Genomic DNA, 16,080 nt, shown 5'->3' with positions numbered 1-16,080 from the left:
AGTTTGTAACTTTGTAATTGTAAAAGAAATTCTAAGCAATAGATTTTCTTTAAAAAGTAATACACTATTTAGAATGATTTACCCCAAAATAGAGCTTGCGCAAAGCATTATCGAAATTTGTTCAGCAAAAGGAATTCACAATATTATAATTTCTCCCGGTTCACGAAACGCTCCATTAACTATCGGATTTGCCCAAAATTCTAACTTCAAATGTTACAGCATTGCCGATGAGCGCTGTGCGGCATTTTTCGCATTAGGAATTGCGCAGCAAACTAAAAAACCTACAGCAGTTATCTGCACTTCAGGTTCAGCATTGCTTAATTATTATCCAGCTGTAGCCGAAGCTTTTTATAGTCAGATTCCGTTGATCATAATCTCTGCCGATCGCCCGCAAAGCAAAATCGATATTGGCGATGGACAAACTATTCGTCAGGAAAATGTTTTTAAAAATCACTCTGTTTTTAATGCTAATTTAACGGAAGAAGCTTCTGTTGAAAATGATTTGAAAATAAATAAGGCCATAGAAACTGCAATTCTTCAAAGAGGACCAGTTCATATTAATGCTCCGTTTGAAGAACCTTTATATGAAACTGTTGAAACACTTTCTGTACAGCCAAAAATTACAACTATAGAAGCAGCAGAAGATGTAAAAATCATCGAAAATGGAGCAGAATTTATTTCGATTTGGAATTCAGCGAAACGAAAATTAGTTCTTGTAGGAGTAAATGATGCCAATACAATTGATACTGAAATTCTTGAGAACTTAGCCGCCGATCCTTCAGTTGTAGTTCTTACAGAAACTACTTCAAACTTGCATCATCCTAGTTTTATCAATAGTATTGATACTTTAATTACTCCATTTGACGATTCTGATTTTCAAGCATTTCAACCAGATATTTTAGTGACTTTTGGCGGAATGATTGTATCTAAACGAATTAAAGGTTTTTTACGTAAGTACAAACCACAAAATCATTGGCATATAGATACACTTCGAGCTTATGATACTTTTAGCGCTTTAACGAAGCATTTTGTTATGAAGCCAAATGAATTCTTTAAATCTTTGCTGCCAAAAACAGAATTTACAATTAGTGACTATTCTTCTAAAATTAGTAAAATCTATACTTTACGAAAAGCCCGAAAACAAGAATATTTAGATAAAATTGCCTTTTCAGATTTTAAAGTCTTTGAAAAAGTTATTGAATCACTTCCTAAAAACAGCCAATTGCAAATCAGTAACAGTTCTGCAATTCGATATGCACAATTAATTGATATTGATTCAAGTATTGAAGTATTCTGCAATCGTGGCACCAGTGGTATTGACGGAAGTACTTCAACCGCAATTGGTGCAGCTGTTGGAAATACCAAACAAAATGTGTTTATTACAGGCGATATCAGTTTTTTATACGATAGTAATGCTTTATGGAATTCCTATATCCCTAAGAACTTTAAAATCATTTTGATCAACAATGGCGGCGGCGGAATATTTAGAATTTTACCCGGACATGAAGAAAAACCTGTATTTAACACCTATTTTGAAACTTCACATCATCTAACTGCGGAACATTTAGCAGCGATGTATAAATGCAATTATTTCAAAGCTGATGATTTAACTTCATTAGAACAGAATCTGGAATTACTTTATAATACAAATGATGAACCTGGAATACTGGAGATTTTTACTCCAACAGCAGAGAACGATGTTATTTTAAAACAATATTTTAAGAAGCTGGTTTAATAGTAAGTACAGAGTTGTCCTTTATTACTTATCAACCGTTATACTTTAAAAAAGAAAATACTTACAAATAGAACTAAAAAAAGCGCCATAAAGGCGCTTTTTTTAGTTCTATTATTTAATTGGAATTGGAAAAACAGGTAAACTTGCATGTCCTAAAGCATCAACAGTTTGCACGGCAAAAAAGTAATTATCTTTAGAATAAGGTATTTCGGCTCGAGTATCTTTTACAAAAAAGGTTTTTTCCCAATGTGAAGAAGAAGTTTCTCGCATTAAAATTTGATAACCATACTGTTCTTTTCCAGCAGGTGCTGACCAAATTAAAGTCGATGAATTTGAAAGTTTCTTAACCACAATTCCAAGATTTTCTGGTGCTTTTGGCGATGAAGCAAGATTAGCTAAAGTGGCTAAATTCGAACAGGTATTTTTTCTTAAATAATCAAAATCCATAAATTCCGGCAAATCGCCATATTTAATATTGTTTTCGGTTCTTAAATCTTGATGCTGATGATCAAAATTTTCATTCATTTCGCAAAAACGAACGGCGGTAAAACCATTTTGACTAAAAGGAGTATGATCTCCACCACGCAAAAAACGATCATTTCGATATACTAATTTTACTTTCAGCTGATCTACATATTGCTCTGTAACGGTTTTTATATATCGAGCCAAAAGCCTTGATGGGCTATCATTATCACGGCTTACAGCTTTACGCATTTTTGCTTCTTCTTCAGTTTCTAAATACGGAATTGTTTCACTGAAAACGCGAATTTGAGTATTGTCTCTTAAATTAGTCCCGCTTGATAAACTGTTGCCAATCATATCATTATTAAGCATTGCAACTATATTCCAGTTTTGTGCTTTTGCTTTTTCTGCAAGATGTCGAGCTCCAATCAAACCTTGTTCTTCGCCAGTTACAGCAACAAATATTATAGTAGCTGGAAATGATCTTTTGCTCATTACTTTGGCAAGTTCAATAACTGCCGCAACGCCAGAACCATCATCATTTGCTCCGGGAGCATTTGCTTTAATATTCATAACATCTGTTACGCGTGAATCAAGATGTCCGCTGATAATCAATACACGATTATCTGTAGGGTCAGTTCCTTTTAAAGTCGCCATTACATTCCCAATCTGGCTGTCTACGTTAATTCGCTTACCGTCGGCTTTAACAGTAAAATAGTCAATTTCAGAAGTTAATCTTCCGTTAGATTCCAATGCAAATTTATCGAACTCAGATTTCACCCATTGCTGCGCAGCCCCAATTCCTTTTGTTTTGTTTTTTGCATCGCTCAAAGTATGTCTAGTTCCAAACGAAACTAATTTATAAACGGTAGCTTCAAGATTTTCGGCCTTAATTTCGCCTATCATTTTTTTTATTTCCAAGTCTTCGGAAACTTGCGAGATTGAAGCCTGCGCGAAAAGAAGAAAGGCAAAAGCAGTATAAATAAGATTCTTTTTCATTGATTTGGGATTAATTACAAGTTTTCAAATTTAACCAAAAGCAACAAACTACAATAAAATGACTGCTTCTTTTTTTATCCCGCATATTTTTCGGATTACCATTTTCAAACTTCGTACATTTGCACCTTAGAACTTTATGAATATGATTGAAATAGGAAAATACAATACACTAACTATATTACGTGATACCAAAGTGGGACTTTTTTTAGGAAATCCTGAAAAAGATCCTGAAGGAATTCACGACATTTTATTACCCAACAAATATGTTCCAAATGAATTTGAAATAGGCGAAGAACTAGTTGTCTTTGTTTATCTAGATCACGAACAACGCCCAGTTGCAACTACGCTGGAACCTTATATTTTATTAAATGAATTTGCACTTTTAAGAGTAAATTATATTAATAATGTGGGCGCTTTTATGGATTGGGGAATGGAGAAAGACATTCTTGTTCCGTTTAAAGAACAAGCTCGTCCAATGGAAAAAGGAAAACGTTATCTGGTTTACCTTTATAAAGATGAAAAAACGAATCGTTTAGTAGCATCAAGTAAATTAAACCAATTTTTAAACAACGATCAGCTTACAGTTGAAAAAGGAGAAGAAGTTGATTTGATCGTTTCGCATATTACTGAATTAGGAATAAATGTAATTATCAATGAGCAGCACAAAGGTTTGTTGTATAAAGATGAAGTTTACGACGATTCAATAAGAACCGGCGACAGAATGCGTGGTTACATTAAAAACATTCGCCCTGACAATAAAATAGATGTTGCATTGCAAGTTCAAGGTTACCAAAGTATTGAACCAAATGCAGAGAAAATCTTAGATGAATTAAGAGCAAATAGAGGCTTTTTACGTTTAAACGACAATTCGCACCCTGAAGATATTAAAACGGTCCTAAAAATGAGTAAAAAAACTTTTAAGAAAGCAATTGGAGCTTTATACAAAGAAAAACTTATCGAGATCAAGGAAGATGGAATTTATTTGGTAAAAGAAAATTAGCATTTTTAAAATTTCAATAAAAAATTCCAAATTCCAATGGCATTGAATGCTCAATTGGAATTTGGAATTTCTATTTTTTAGAGTTTAAACAAACTGATTATAACAGGAAAGGCTGCTCATTACAAGCAGCCTTTCCCTTTTTATTCTCGTTTTAAAAAAAATTGTAATTAAAAAAAAACAGAAATAAAATAAATTCGAATCTGATCAAAAAATAGCAGCTTTAAAAATTTTAGAAGCTACTTCTTGAAAAGGTATGTCTTTAAACAATCAATACATCCATCTTAAAAGCGAAACGTTAATTTCACGGCTAATCCATTGGTTTTAGAAAATAATTTATAGAAAGTTTTAGTTAGTATCTTTTCCTCTTTTCGTAATCAATTTCATACTAATTACTTAAACAATTCTAGTGTTTAACCTTAGGTGTTACTATCTTCTTTTCGAAGTCTTGACAAATGAATAAATCATTTGCTCATTATTCAAGGGTTTACTAATAAAAACCATAAAAAAATGAGCGACAAATTTTTTAAATTTTCTCAAAAAAATCATTTTTTAGGTTAATAAATCAGTGAAAGAAAATCAATCTTGTATCAACAAAATAAATCGTATCTCGTTGATTTCTAGGATGTAAAATTACTTATTATTTTTTATAACTAATGTTAAAAAATGTTATTTTTTGAGCAAAAAGCCTAATTGTTAACATTACCGCAAATTGTAAACCGCTATATAAACCAAAATCAGTGGGTGAAAATCTAAAAAATGGCTTATTTTTACACTATAAATTTTTAAAATAAAACAAACAGAAATGGATTGGATTACTGCCAGAGAATTTGAAGATATAACTTATAAAAAATGTAACGGAGTTGCTAGAATTGCTTTCAACAGACCAAATGTTAGAAATGCATTCAGACCTAAAACAACTTCAGAATTATACCAAGCTTTTTACGATGCACAGGAAGATACTTCGATTGGAGTAGTATTACTTTCTGCTGAAGGACCGTCGACAAAAGACGGAGTTTATTCATTTTGCAGCGGCGGTGATCAAAATGCACGCGGACATCAAGGTTATGTTGGCGAAGATGGTCAGCACCGTTTAAACATTCTAGAAGTACAGCGCTTAATTCGTTTTATGCCAAAAGTGGTTATTGCAGTCGTTCCAGGATGGGCAGTTGGCGGCGGACACAGTTTACATGTAGTTTGCGACATGACTTTGGCTAGTAAAGAACATGCTATTTTTAAACAAACTGATGCCGATGTTACCAGTTTCGACGGTGGATACGGATCTGCTTATTTGGCTAAAATGGTTGGACAGAAAAAAGCAAGAGAAATTTTCTTTTTAGGAAGAAATTATTCTGCTCAAGAAGCGATGGATATGGGAATGGTAAATGCTGTAATTCCTCACGATGAACTTGAAGCTACAGCTTATGAATGGGCTCAGGAAATTCTTCAAAAATCTCCAACATCTATCAAAATGCTAAAATTCGCTATGAACTTAACGGATGACGGAATGGTAGGACAGCAGGTTTTTGCTGGAGAAGCAACTCGTTTAGCTTATATGACTGAAGAAGCAAAAGAGGGAAGAAACGCTTTCTTAGAAAAAAGAAAACCAAATTTTGGCGAAAATAAATGGCTGCCGTAAAGAAGTTACAAAATAGTTTAAAGTTTCAGGTTTCAAATTGCGAACCTGAAACGTGAAACCTAAAACTTGAAATTAAAATAAACAAAATAAATAATGAAACATTGGATTGAAGCGGCTAGACTGCGCACATTACCTTTATCGGTTTCTGGAATTATAGTTGGGAGTATTTATGCACTTTCAAACCCAACAGAAACTATCAATACACCAACAGACGTTTTTAGCTGGAAAATCTTTGGTTTTGCTCTTTTAACTACTTTGGGTTTGCAGGTTTTATCCAATTTTGCAAATGATTACGGAGATGGTGTAAAAGGTACTGATAATGCTGATCGAGTAGGGCCGCAGCGTGCTATTCAGAGCGGAGTTATTACGCCTCAAGCGATGAAAAAAGCGATAATAATTACTTCGCTGTTAACTTTATTATCTGCCATTATCTTAATTTATTTTGCTTTTGGAGAATCAAATTTTGGTTATTCAATATTCTTTCTTCTTTTAGGAATTGCTGCAATTGTTTCAGCAATTCGTTATACAGTTGGTAATTCTGCTTACGGTTATAAAGGATTTGGTGATGTGTTTGTTTTCATCTTTTTTGGGCTTGTAAGCACATTAGGTGTTAACTTTTTATATTCAAAAGAAGTTGATCCGCTTTTAATTCTTCCGGCAATTTCTATCGGATTATTAAGCGTGGGCGTTTTAAACCTGAATAATATGCGTGATGAAGAATCAGACCGAAAATCAGGAAAAAATACAATCGTAGTTCAAATTGGCGGAGCAAAAGCAAAAATCTATCATTTCTCATTGATTATTACAGCAATGATTTTAGTTGTAGTTTTTGCCTTTTTAAGCGATTATAACTTTGATCAATATTTATTCTTATTAGCTTATATTCCTTTAACTAAACATTTAATTACGGTTTATAAAAATCAAAACCCTAAGCTTTTAGATCCCGAATTAAAAAAACTAGCATTAAGTACATTTTTACTTTCTATATTATTAACAGTATGTATGATTTCATTGATTTCAGATATAATTGTTAACCTATTTTTAGGCGGAAGATAAAATTAAGTTCAACTATAAAAACACTCATAAAATGAAAATCACTTTTTACGGACATGCTTCTTTAGGAATTGAAGTAGGAGGAAAGCACATTATTGTTGATCCATTTATTACAGGAAATCCGCAAGCTTCACACATCGATATCAACAGCCTAAAAGCAGACTATATTTTATTAACACACGCTCACGGCGATCATATTCTTGATGTGGAAAGTATTGCAAAACGAACTAATGCAGTCATTGTTTCAAATGCTGAGATTGCAGGATACTATGCAAAAAACGGTCTTAACTCTCATCCTATGAATCATGGCGGAAGCTGGAATTTTGATTTTGGAAAAGTAAAATATGTCAATGCAATTCACTCAAGTTCTTTTCCTGACGGTACTTACGGAGGAAATCCTGGCGGATTTGTAATCGAAGGAGAGCATAAAAATATTTATATTGCTGGAGATACTGCACTTACTTACGACATGAAATTAATTCCGTTACGAACTAAACTTGATCTTGCTATTCTTCCAATCGGAAATAATTTTACAATGGATGTTGAAGATGCAATTATTGCTTCTGACTTTGTTGAATGCGATAAAATTCTTGGCTATCATTTTGATACTTTTGGCTATATCGAAATTAATCATGAAGAATCAATTCGTAAATTCTTTGATAAAGGAAAAGATTTAATGCTTTTAGAAATTGGCGCCTCAATTGAGCTATAATAGCATTTGTTAAAATATGAGTGATATTAAATTTACGTGTGATTGCTGCGGCGAAGAGCACGAAAGCTGGCCCGCAATAACTTATAACGCTCCAAACAGCTACAGCAATCTATCTTCTCAGGAAAAGGAAGATATTGCTGTAATTGATGAAGATTTTTGCGTTATAAAACATTCCGATCAAGTAGATCGATTTATTAGATGTGTTCTAGTTCAAAAAGTTAATGATCACTGCGAAGATTTAGAATATGGCTTCTGGGTTTCGTTAAGCGAAAAAAGTTTTGAAAACTACTTAGAAAACTTTGATGATCAAAAAGAAGAAAACCAGTATTTTGGCTGGCTTTCAAATTATATTCCGCAATATGAGTTCTCAAACAGCATTCCAACAACAGTGGTAACAAAAACTGGAAATGAAAGACCAGAAATATTTCCTCACAAAGATTTTGATCATCCTTTTGTAAAAGATTATTACGAAGGAATCACAAAAGCAGAAGCTGAAAAGAGAATAAACGCAATACTTAAAAAATAGGCTTGAAATTTGTATGAGATCTTTAACTAAATTTTCTAAAATGAATTTAAAAAAAATAGCTCTATTTATTTTAATTATAGCTTCATCTAACGTTTTTGCACAAAAAGACGGCTATTGGGATAAAGAAAGAGCTACAACTAAAGAACTTATTGTTTCTGCCGGAGACAGAGTAACTTTTAAAATAGAAGATCTGCCTCTAGGTACTACCGAAATTGTATACAGAATCACTCTTTTAGACGAAAACCAGCAAATGGCCAATAGTTTAGTTTCGGTACTAAAAGCAATTCCAGATCCATATGGAATTGGTCAAGGATCTGCAGGAGCCGTTTTTTTGATGTCAAAAATTTCCGGAGATGATACTTGTACCTATGCTTTGTTTGCTTCAAATGACGACGCAAAAAGATACATTATAGACGGTAAAACAGATAAAGCTTGTTATGCACAGACAGAACCGTTAAGTAAAGATGCCAAACGTTTATCTGTAGATAAATCTTCTTGTTTGAACCAGAATTCAAATACAATTTGGTTTGCATTTCAGAGTAAAAACTGGTTTTTGAATCAAAAAGTAGTATTAGAAGTTGTTCCGTGGGTTAATACCGTTCTTAGTCGTGGCTGGGATAAAGACAATAAAAACGAAATTATCAGCTTATGTAAAACATCTACATTAGCACAAAAAATGGCCAATTCTGATGATTTTTGTGTTTGTATTCTAAATAAAATCATCAAACAATATCGTTATACAGAATTTCAGAAGTTATTAGCAGTTGAAAAAACCAAAGCATACAAAGATTTTGGAAACGCTTGTTATAAAGATGAAGATATTTCTAAAAACGTTTACAGTGATTTAAGAAAGCAGGCTTCTTTATTAATAAAACAACAAAAATACAACGAAGCTATTCCTAAGTTAAATTCGATTATTAACGACGGAAAAGCTACTGCTTTAGATTACAACTCTATTGGTTATTGCTTCATTTTAACCAAGCAATACGGAAAAGCGTTGAAATTTTTAAAAGAAGGTGAAAAGCTTGATGATACTGAATTGTTAGTTAAACTAAATCTTGCTCATGTTTACTTGATAAGCGATGATTACAGCGAAGCCAAAGCAATTTACAAAAAATACCAAACACAAAATGTAACTGATAGTGTAAGCTGGAAAGAAAAAACAAAACAAGATTTTACTGTTTTTCAAAAAGCTGGCCTGCCATCAAAGGATTTCGAAAAAGTTTTAAAACTTTATAATTAAAAACCTTTCCTTAATTTAAAAACAATAAATTGAAAGCTGTTTACCATAAATACATGCTCGAGTTTAAACGTCCGTCTGGGACATCTCGCGGCATTATGACCGAAAAAGAAACCTGGTTTATTGTTTTAGACGATAATGGCAGAAAAGGAATAGGAGAATGCGGAATTCTTCGAGGCTTAAGCGCTGATGATCGTGATGATTATGAGGAAAAACTTAAATGGACTTGTGAAAATATTCATTTAGGAGAAACTGCACTTTGGGAAGCTTTGTTAGAGTTTCCTTCAATACAGTTTGGAGTAGAAATGGCTTTTTTATCATTAAAAAGTGAAAATCCGTATTTACTTTTTCCTTCAAATTTTACGTCGCATTCTGAATCAATACCTATAAACGGCTTAGTTTGGATGGGTGAAGCTTCATTTATGAAAGAACAAATTGAAGAGAAATTAGCGGATGGTTTTAATTGTATCAAACTTAAAATTGGCGCTATAGATTTTCAAAAAGAGCTAGAATTACTTGAGTTTATCCGAAGTCATTTTTCGGCAGAACAAATCGAAATTAGAGTCGATGCAAATGGTGCTTTTACTTTAAATGAAGCTTTAGATAAACTTAACCAACTCAATATATTTCAACTTCATAGTATTGAACAACCTATAAAAAAAGGAAATACTACTGCAATGGCAGATTTATGTAATGCAACACCTTTTCCAATTGCTTTAGACGAAGAATTGATAGGCGTTTTTTCATTAGAAGAGAAAGAAGAATTGCTGCAAAAAATCAAACCGCAATACATTATTTTAAAACCAAGTTTTGTCGGCGGTTTTAGAGGAACACAGGAATGGATCACTTTAGCCGAAAAATATAATATCGGCTGGTGGATTACTTCGGCATTAGAAAGCAATATTGGTTTAAATGCAATTGCGCAATGGACTTTTCTTTTAAACTCAAAAATGCCGCAAGGATTAGGAACAGGAGCACTTTACACTAATAATTTTGATTGCCCGCTCGAAGTAAAACAAGGACAGCTATGGTATAATACAAAAAAAAACTGGCTGGGAGCCAGTTTTTAAGGTTCAAAGTTACAGAGGTTCAAAGGAACAAAGTATTAAAACCTTTGAACCTCTGTATCTTTGAACCTTTGTGTCTTTTTTTTACTCTTTCCCTCCACGTAAATTATCCTGCCAGTCTTTTAATTCCTGCCATTTACCTTGATAGGCTAATAAAGCTTGTTTAGCCCAAGTACTTGGATTGTGAATGGCATAATTTTCTCCGCCTGCATCCAGAATAGATTGCGATTTTTCTGTAGATGTTTCTGATAATTGATGCCAAGTTGATATTCCTGCTGCATGATATAAAGCTTCAATCTTTGGACCTATTCCTTCAACAACTTTCAAATCATTTTCTTTTATTTTTTTACCAAAAACTGTGGCTGCCAAAGCTGCATCAAATGCGATTGCAGCAGGTGAAGACACAAACGACTGCGCCGTAGACGAAGTGTTTTTTACTTTTGCTGCTAAATCTGCTTCTAATGCTGCTATTTTAGCATTTAAGCTTTTCGTATTTGCTTTACAAGCATCTAAATCGGCTTGTAAAGATACAGCCAGTGAATCATCTCCTTTAGAATTCATTTTTCCTAGTAAGTAACCTAAAATTCCACAGATTAACCCCACTAAAATCGGTATTAAGATACATGGTATATTCATAATCGTATATTTTAATTAGTTATTTAATTGTAATTACAGTTCTTCTGTTATTCGCTTTACCTTCTGCGGTAGTATTTTCTCCAATTGGTTCATCAGGACCTTTTGATTGCGTTTCAATTCGTGTAGTCTCAATGCCTTTTTTAACCAGATAGTTTTTAGAGAAATCAGCACGTTTTTGTCCAAGAACAATATTCGAATCACGATTTCCTACATTGTCGCTGTGCCCAACAACCAATACAACAGCTTCTTTAACATGATCCATGTACTTGGCTATATCTGCCACTTTTTGCTTCTCGTCGGCACTTAAATCTTCACTAGATTTATTGGTGCTAAAATGAAGAACTAATGCATCACCATTAATCTTATTCTTTAAAATAACCCATTCATCTGTCGATACCGCTGGGGTATTAGCACTCTCAAAATTGTACTCAACAGGACCAAGAAGCGTATCAGAACTCATTTTCCATTGATCGATAATTTTGCCTTTTGTATCAAAATTAGAAGCTGCTAATCCTTTAGAAACAAAAAAGTTCTTAACTCCATTTGCTCTTGCTAAACCAAGATTCTCAAAAGTTGTAGTGTTCTTTTCATCAGATGTGGCGTAACCAGTAATCGTAATTTTTTGCTGTGGATTTTTAATTAAAAACCCTTTTAGATTTTCTATTCCTATAGCTACCGAATCATGTACAGGCATGATTACCGCTGCATTGTTTTTAAGGAACTTAAGATTGCCGTGTGTGCGATAATCAATTCCAGAACCGCTTAAAACAAAGGGAACAAAATTAGTGTCCTGAGCTACAACAACGCTTACTGTTTCAGTAGTAACGTCAGCTGTTTTCGTACAACAATTGCAACAGAATTTCAGGTATAAAAAAGTCCCCAAAATGATTGTTATTGCAATGCCCAATAGATAAAGTGCTTTTTTAGACATAGTAATGAAGTTAAGGTTTTATCAAATTTAGGAAAAATAAAAACACGTAACCTACTAACAATCAATCAACATGGTTGCATTTTCCACTTTTGTTTGAATTTGATTCGTGAACAAATAAAAAGAGGTTTTATAAATGCAAATTCTCAAACTTAATTTAATTAAGTAACTTTGAGTAAAATTAATTCAGAAACAAAATGCTCGAAATAGAAAGAAAGTTTCTTGTAAAATCAAATGATTTTAAAGAACAAGCTTTTACTCATAATAAAATTGCCCAAGGCTATTTAAGTTCGATTCCTGAAAGAACCGTAAGAGTTAGAATTAAAGGCGAAAAAGCCTTTTTAACTATTAAAGGTATTGGGCATCAAGGCGGTATGTCGCGCTTTGAATGGGAGAATGAAATTCCGCTTGATGAAGCTATAGAGCTTTTAAAATTATGCGAAAAAGGCAAAATAGAAAAAACACGTTACGAGGTAAAACTTGGAAATCATATTTTTGAAGTTGATGAATTTTACGGCGAAAATGAAGGCTTAATAATGGCCGAAGTGGAACTGAAATCTGAAACAGAAACTTTTGAAAAGCCAGAATGGCTAGGGAAAGAGGTAACAGATGACAAAAGATATTACAATGCTTATTTAAGTAAACATCCTTTTAAAAGCTGGGAAAAAGAATAATTTATGACGGATCAATATGATGTAATTATTGTGGGAGGCGGGCCAATAGGACTTGCCTGCGCAATTGAAGCTCAAAAGAACAATTTAAAATACTTAATAATCGAAAAAGGCGCTATTGTAAACAGTATATTCAATTATCCGCTGTACATGACTTTTTTCTCTACTGCCGAAAGGTTAGAAATTGGTGATATTCCGTTTAATTGTCTTGCTCCAAAACCTGGAAGACAGGAAGCTTTAGAATATTATCGAAATATTCATCGTTATTTTAAATTCAATATCAATTTATTTGAAAAAGTTACCGAAGTCAAAAAAATCGAAAATTCGACTTTTGTAGTTTCCACCGATAAAAAATTGTATGAAGCAAAGAATGTGATTATTGCTACGGGTTTTTATGATATTCCAATTCAAATGAATGTAATAGGAGAGGAATTACCTAAAGTACGTCATTATTACAAAGAAGCCCACGAATATGCTTTCCGTAAAGTTTTAGTCGTTGGCGCCAATAATTCATCTGTTGATGCCGCTTTAGAATGCTGGCGAAAAGGTGCTGATGTTACAATGGTGATTCGTAAAAACGAAATAAACAATAGAGTAAAATATTGGGTAAAACCTGATATTGAAAACCGAATTGCTGAGGGCAGCATTAAGGCTTATTTTGAATCTAATATTACGAAAATAAAAGATAACGAAGTCGAAATTGAAACTCCAAACGGAAAAGTTACGATTGAAAATGATTTTGTTTTGGCTTTAACGGGCTATAAACCCGATTTAACTTTTCTAGAAAAAATGGGCATTGAACTTTCAAATGATGAATTAAAGATTCCTGTTTACAACGCCGAAACGATGGAAACAAATGTAAAAGGTCTATTCTTAGCTGGTGTTGTCTGCGGCGGAATGCAGACGCACAAATGGTTTATTGAGAACTCAAGAATACATGCTAATATGATAATGGATTATATTAGTACTAAATAAAGGTTTGCCATGAATTTCACTAATTACACTAATTTATTTTCGAACTGTCACATCGAGCGAAGTCGAGATGCTAACGTGTTCTCGACTTCGCTCGATGTAACAAAAATCTAATTCGTGCTAATTCGTGAAATTCCTGGCTAAAAATAAAATTTAAGAACTGCAAGAAAGCATTGAACAACCTACTTTAGATCGTGCCCAATCTGGTCGTTTTGCAAACCATTTTTGATAATCAGGCTGCTCGTCGTAAGGTTTTTGCAAGAGCGTATAAAACTCATTTACCAACGAATAATCTTCTTTGTCTGCTGCATCAATAGCTAATTGCGCCATATAATTACGAAGCACATATTTAGGATTAATGGAGTTCATCCTTTGTGAACGTTCCTGATCTGATAAATTTTCAGCTTTTAATCTTTCTAGATATTGCGAAAACCATTTTTTCCATGCTTCTAGAATTTCCCCGGAAACTTCTTCCATTTTATAAAACGAAAATTCAATTTTCTCTATTGCTTTTTCAACTAAATCTTCTTTTTCAACAGTACTCAAATTTCTAAAAAAGATAGTCATATCCGTTTCTGTTAATTGCAAATTAGCTTCTAACTCATCAATTAAAGCATTATCAGTTTTACTTAAAGCAAACAAACCTAATTTACTCAAAAACATCACTTTATAATCTATAATAAAATCATCCATAAATGATTCTAAGATTTTTTCTAATTGCTCTGTTTCATTTATTAAAGGATAAATTGCATTAGCTAATTGGTATAAATTCCATTGTGCAATTTGAGGCTGATTTCCAAATCTGTATCTTCTATATTGACTATCGGTAGTGTTTGGCGTCCAGTTTGGATCATAGTTTTCTAGCCATCCATATGGACCATAATCGATCGTAATTCCATGAATCGACATATTATCTGTATTCATTACGCCATGTACAAAACCCACACGCTGCCAATGCAAAATCATTTCGTGAGTAGAATCGGCCACTTTCTTAAAGAATGTTAAATATTGTTCTTTCGGCTCACCTGTGATTTCAGGAAAATAATGTTTGATATTATATTCAACAAACTGTTTCAAATTCTTGAGTTCGTTTCGGGCTGTCAACATTTCAAAACTTCCAAAACGGATAAAAGACGGAGCAACTCGACAAACAATTGCGCCTTTTTCGTAAGCTGGATTTCCATTATACAAAACATCTCTCAACACTTGATCACCAGAAAGCATTAAAGAAAGTGATCGAGTAGTAGGCACACCTAAATAATGCATGGCTTCAGCACATAAATACTCTCTAATAGAAGAACGCAAAACCGCCAAACCATCTGCAGTTCTCGAATAAGGTGTTTTTCCTGCTCCTTTTAATTGAAGCATAAAAAACTTACTGTTGTTTTCAACTTCCGTTAAATTAATAGCACGACCGTCACCTAATTGCCCTGCCCAATTTCCAAACTGGTGTCCAGCATAACTCATTGCAAACGGACGTGTTCCTGATAGGATTTCTTTTCCTGAGAAAACATTCAAAAAAGTTTCAGAATGAATTTCTTCTTTTGAAATACCAACTAATTCTGCAACTTCTTCGGAAGCATGAATTAACTTAGGATTCGATGGTTTTGTTGGGTCTACATACGAGAATACAGTATTCTTCACCTGACGCACTTCGTTTGTAGTTTCAGGATCTGCAGGTAATTCCGCAGTAAATCGATTATTTATTTTTAAATTTTTCATTTTAGTTTATGTAGGCTTGCTACAACTTTTGATGATTTTTTTATTACCTCTAATTCGTGACTAAAAATTTATCAGCCAATTAATTTATCAGCATACATTTTTTTAAGTTTTTGAACTTTCGGATCGATTACAAACTGACAATAGCCGGCTTCTTGATTGTTGTTGTAATAGTTTTGATGATAATCTTCGGCTTCATAAAAGACTTCAAAAGGCTTTAACTGCGTAACAATTGGATCTGCGTAAACAGACTGCACTTCTTGAAACACTTTTTCAGCAATTTCCTTTTGTTCCTCATCATGATATAAAACAATCGAACGATATTGGGTACCGCTGTCACCGCCTTGACGATTTAAAGTTGTTGGATCATGACTCGTCATAAACACAGTTATCAAATCATGATATGAAATTATGTCAGGATTAAAGGTTACCTGAATTACTTCTGCGTGACCAGTGCGTCCCGTGCAAACTTCACGATATGCGGGATTTTTTATAAAACCATCTGAATATCCCGATTTTATTGTTTCAACTCCTTTTAAACGCTGAATTACAGCTTCTACACACCAAAAACATCCACCACCAAAAGTGGCTGTTGATAAATTTTCCATAAATGTAAATAGTTTAAAGTTTACATGCCCTATTAATCCGATAGAATATTATGATAATTTATCTAAAAAATAGCTTTTTAACTAAAGATATTAAAAGTTTACTCACTGTTTGAAGT

Annotated in this window: 15 protein-coding genes; 10 read left to right on the top strand and 5 right to left on the bottom strand. The window is 33.2% G+C overall.

Annotation, left to right across the window (positions count from 1 at the left end):
• Positions 1–73 precede the first annotated feature (73 nt).
• The gene (menD, locus tag B0A75_RS18380; protein WP_089055751.1) at positions 74–1,735 is read left to right on the top strand and encodes a 2-succinyl-5-enolpyruvyl-6-hydroxy-3-cyclohexene-1-carboxylic-acid synthase; all 1,662 of its coding nucleotides are present in this window, start codon (positions 74–76) and stop codon (positions 1,733–1,735) included.
• Positions 1,736–1,846: 111 nt separating this feature from the next.
• On the opposite strand, the gene B0A75_RS18375 is transcribed toward menD, so the two are convergent.
• On the bottom strand, positions 1,847–3,196 hold the full coding sequence (locus B0A75_RS18375) for a M20/M25/M40 family metallo-hydrolase (protein ID WP_089055720.1): 1,350 nt from the start codon (positions 3,194–3,196) through the stop codon (positions 1,847–1,849).
• 142 nt (positions 3,197–3,338) lie between these two features.
• Between B0A75_RS18375 and B0A75_RS18370 the strand changes: the two genes are divergently transcribed.
• The 7 genes from B0A75_RS18370 to B0A75_RS18340 all read left to right on the top strand — a co-directional run bounded on the left by B0A75_RS18370 (position 3,339) and on the right by B0A75_RS18340 (position 10,433).
• The gene (locus B0A75_RS18370; RefSeq protein WP_089055719.1) at positions 3,339–4,196 is read left to right on the top strand and encodes a CvfB family protein; all 858 of its coding nucleotides are present in this window, start codon (positions 3,339–3,341) and stop codon (positions 4,194–4,196) included.
• A gap of 802 nt (positions 4,197–4,998) precedes the next feature.
• A complete protein-coding gene (locus tag B0A75_RS18365; protein WP_017498510.1) occupies positions 4,999–5,832 on the top strand; it encodes a 1,4-dihydroxy-2-naphthoyl-CoA synthase in 834 nt (277 codons plus the stop codon).
• A 93-nt stretch (positions 5,833–5,925) separates the two neighbouring features.
• Complete coding sequence (menA, locus tag B0A75_RS18360; protein WP_089055718.1) at positions 5,926–6,888, top strand: 1,4-dihydroxy-2-naphthoate octaprenyltransferase; 963 nt, start codon at positions 5,926–5,928, stop codon at positions 6,886–6,888.
• Between the two features lie 31 nt (positions 6,889–6,919).
• On the top strand, positions 6,920–7,597 hold the full coding sequence (locus tag B0A75_RS18355; RefSeq protein ID WP_089055717.1) for a metal-dependent hydrolase: 678 nt from the start codon (positions 6,920–6,922) through the stop codon (positions 7,595–7,597).
• A 16-nt stretch (positions 7,598–7,613) separates the two neighbouring features.
• Positions 7,614–8,123 carry a DUF2199 domain-containing protein gene (locus B0A75_RS18350; protein WP_089055716.1) on the top strand — a complete coding sequence of 170 codons (510 nt, stop codon included), beginning with the start codon at positions 7,614–7,616 and terminating at the stop codon, positions 8,121–8,123.
• Positions 8,124–8,163: 40 nt separating this feature from the next.
• A complete protein-coding gene (locus B0A75_RS20555) occupies positions 8,164–9,366 on the top strand; it encodes a tetratricopeptide repeat protein (RefSeq protein WP_089055715.1) in 1,203 nt (400 codons plus the stop codon).
• A 29-nt stretch (positions 9,367–9,395) separates the two neighbouring features.
• A complete protein-coding gene (locus B0A75_RS18340) occupies positions 9,396–10,433 on the top strand; it encodes an o-succinylbenzoate synthase (protein WP_089055714.1) in 1,038 nt (345 codons plus the stop codon).
• Positions 10,434–10,514: 81 nt separating this feature from the next.
• On the opposite strand, the gene B0A75_RS18335 is transcribed toward B0A75_RS18340, so the two are convergent.
• Positions 10,515–11,066, bottom strand: coding sequence for a hypothetical protein (locus tag B0A75_RS18335; protein ID WP_089055713.1), 552 nt, complete (start codon positions 11,064–11,066; stop codon positions 10,515–10,517).
• Positions 11,067–11,085: 19 nt separating this feature from the next.
• Positions 11,086–11,997 (bottom strand): OmpA family protein, encoded by a 912-nt coding sequence (locus B0A75_RS18330; protein ID WP_089055712.1) that lies wholly within the window; start codon positions 11,995–11,997, stop codon positions 11,086–11,088.
• A 194-nt stretch (positions 11,998–12,191) separates the two neighbouring features.
• On the opposite strand from B0A75_RS18330, the gene B0A75_RS18325 reads away from it, so the two are divergent.
• Both B0A75_RS18325 and B0A75_RS18320 read left to right on the top strand, forming a co-directional pair.
• On the top strand, positions 12,192–12,668 hold the full coding sequence (locus B0A75_RS18325) for a CYTH domain-containing protein (RefSeq protein ID WP_089055711.1): 477 nt from the start codon (positions 12,192–12,194) through the stop codon (positions 12,666–12,668).
• A gap of 3 nt (positions 12,669–12,671) precedes the next feature.
• Positions 12,672–13,640, top strand: a complete 969-nt coding sequence (locus tag B0A75_RS18320) for a YpdA family putative bacillithiol disulfide reductase (protein ID WP_089055710.1) — start codon at positions 12,672–12,674, stop codon at positions 13,638–13,640.
• 150 nt (positions 13,641–13,790) lie between these two features.
• On the opposite strand, the gene B0A75_RS18315 is transcribed toward B0A75_RS18320, so the two are convergent.
• Both B0A75_RS18315 and msrA read right to left on the bottom strand, forming a co-directional pair.
• A complete protein-coding gene (locus B0A75_RS18315) occupies positions 13,791–15,359 on the bottom strand; it encodes a protein adenylyltransferase SelO (protein ID WP_089055709.1) in 1,569 nt (522 codons plus the stop codon).
• A gap of 71 nt (positions 15,360–15,430) precedes the next feature.
• On the bottom strand, positions 15,431–15,964 hold the full coding sequence (msrA, locus tag B0A75_RS18310; RefSeq protein WP_089055708.1) for a peptide-methionine (S)-S-oxide reductase MsrA: 534 nt from the start codon (positions 15,962–15,964) through the stop codon (positions 15,431–15,433).
• Positions 15,965–16,080: the final 116 nt, after the last annotated feature.

Origin of the sequence: Flavobacterium oncorhynchi (genome assembly GCF_002217355.1) — a bacterium.
Lineage (GTDB): Bacteria > Bacteroidota > Bacteroidia > Flavobacteriales > Flavobacteriaceae > Flavobacterium > Flavobacterium oncorhynchi.
The sequence above is the reverse complement of the archived record's forward strand: the minus strand, read 5'-3'. Positions and strand labels throughout refer to the sequence as shown.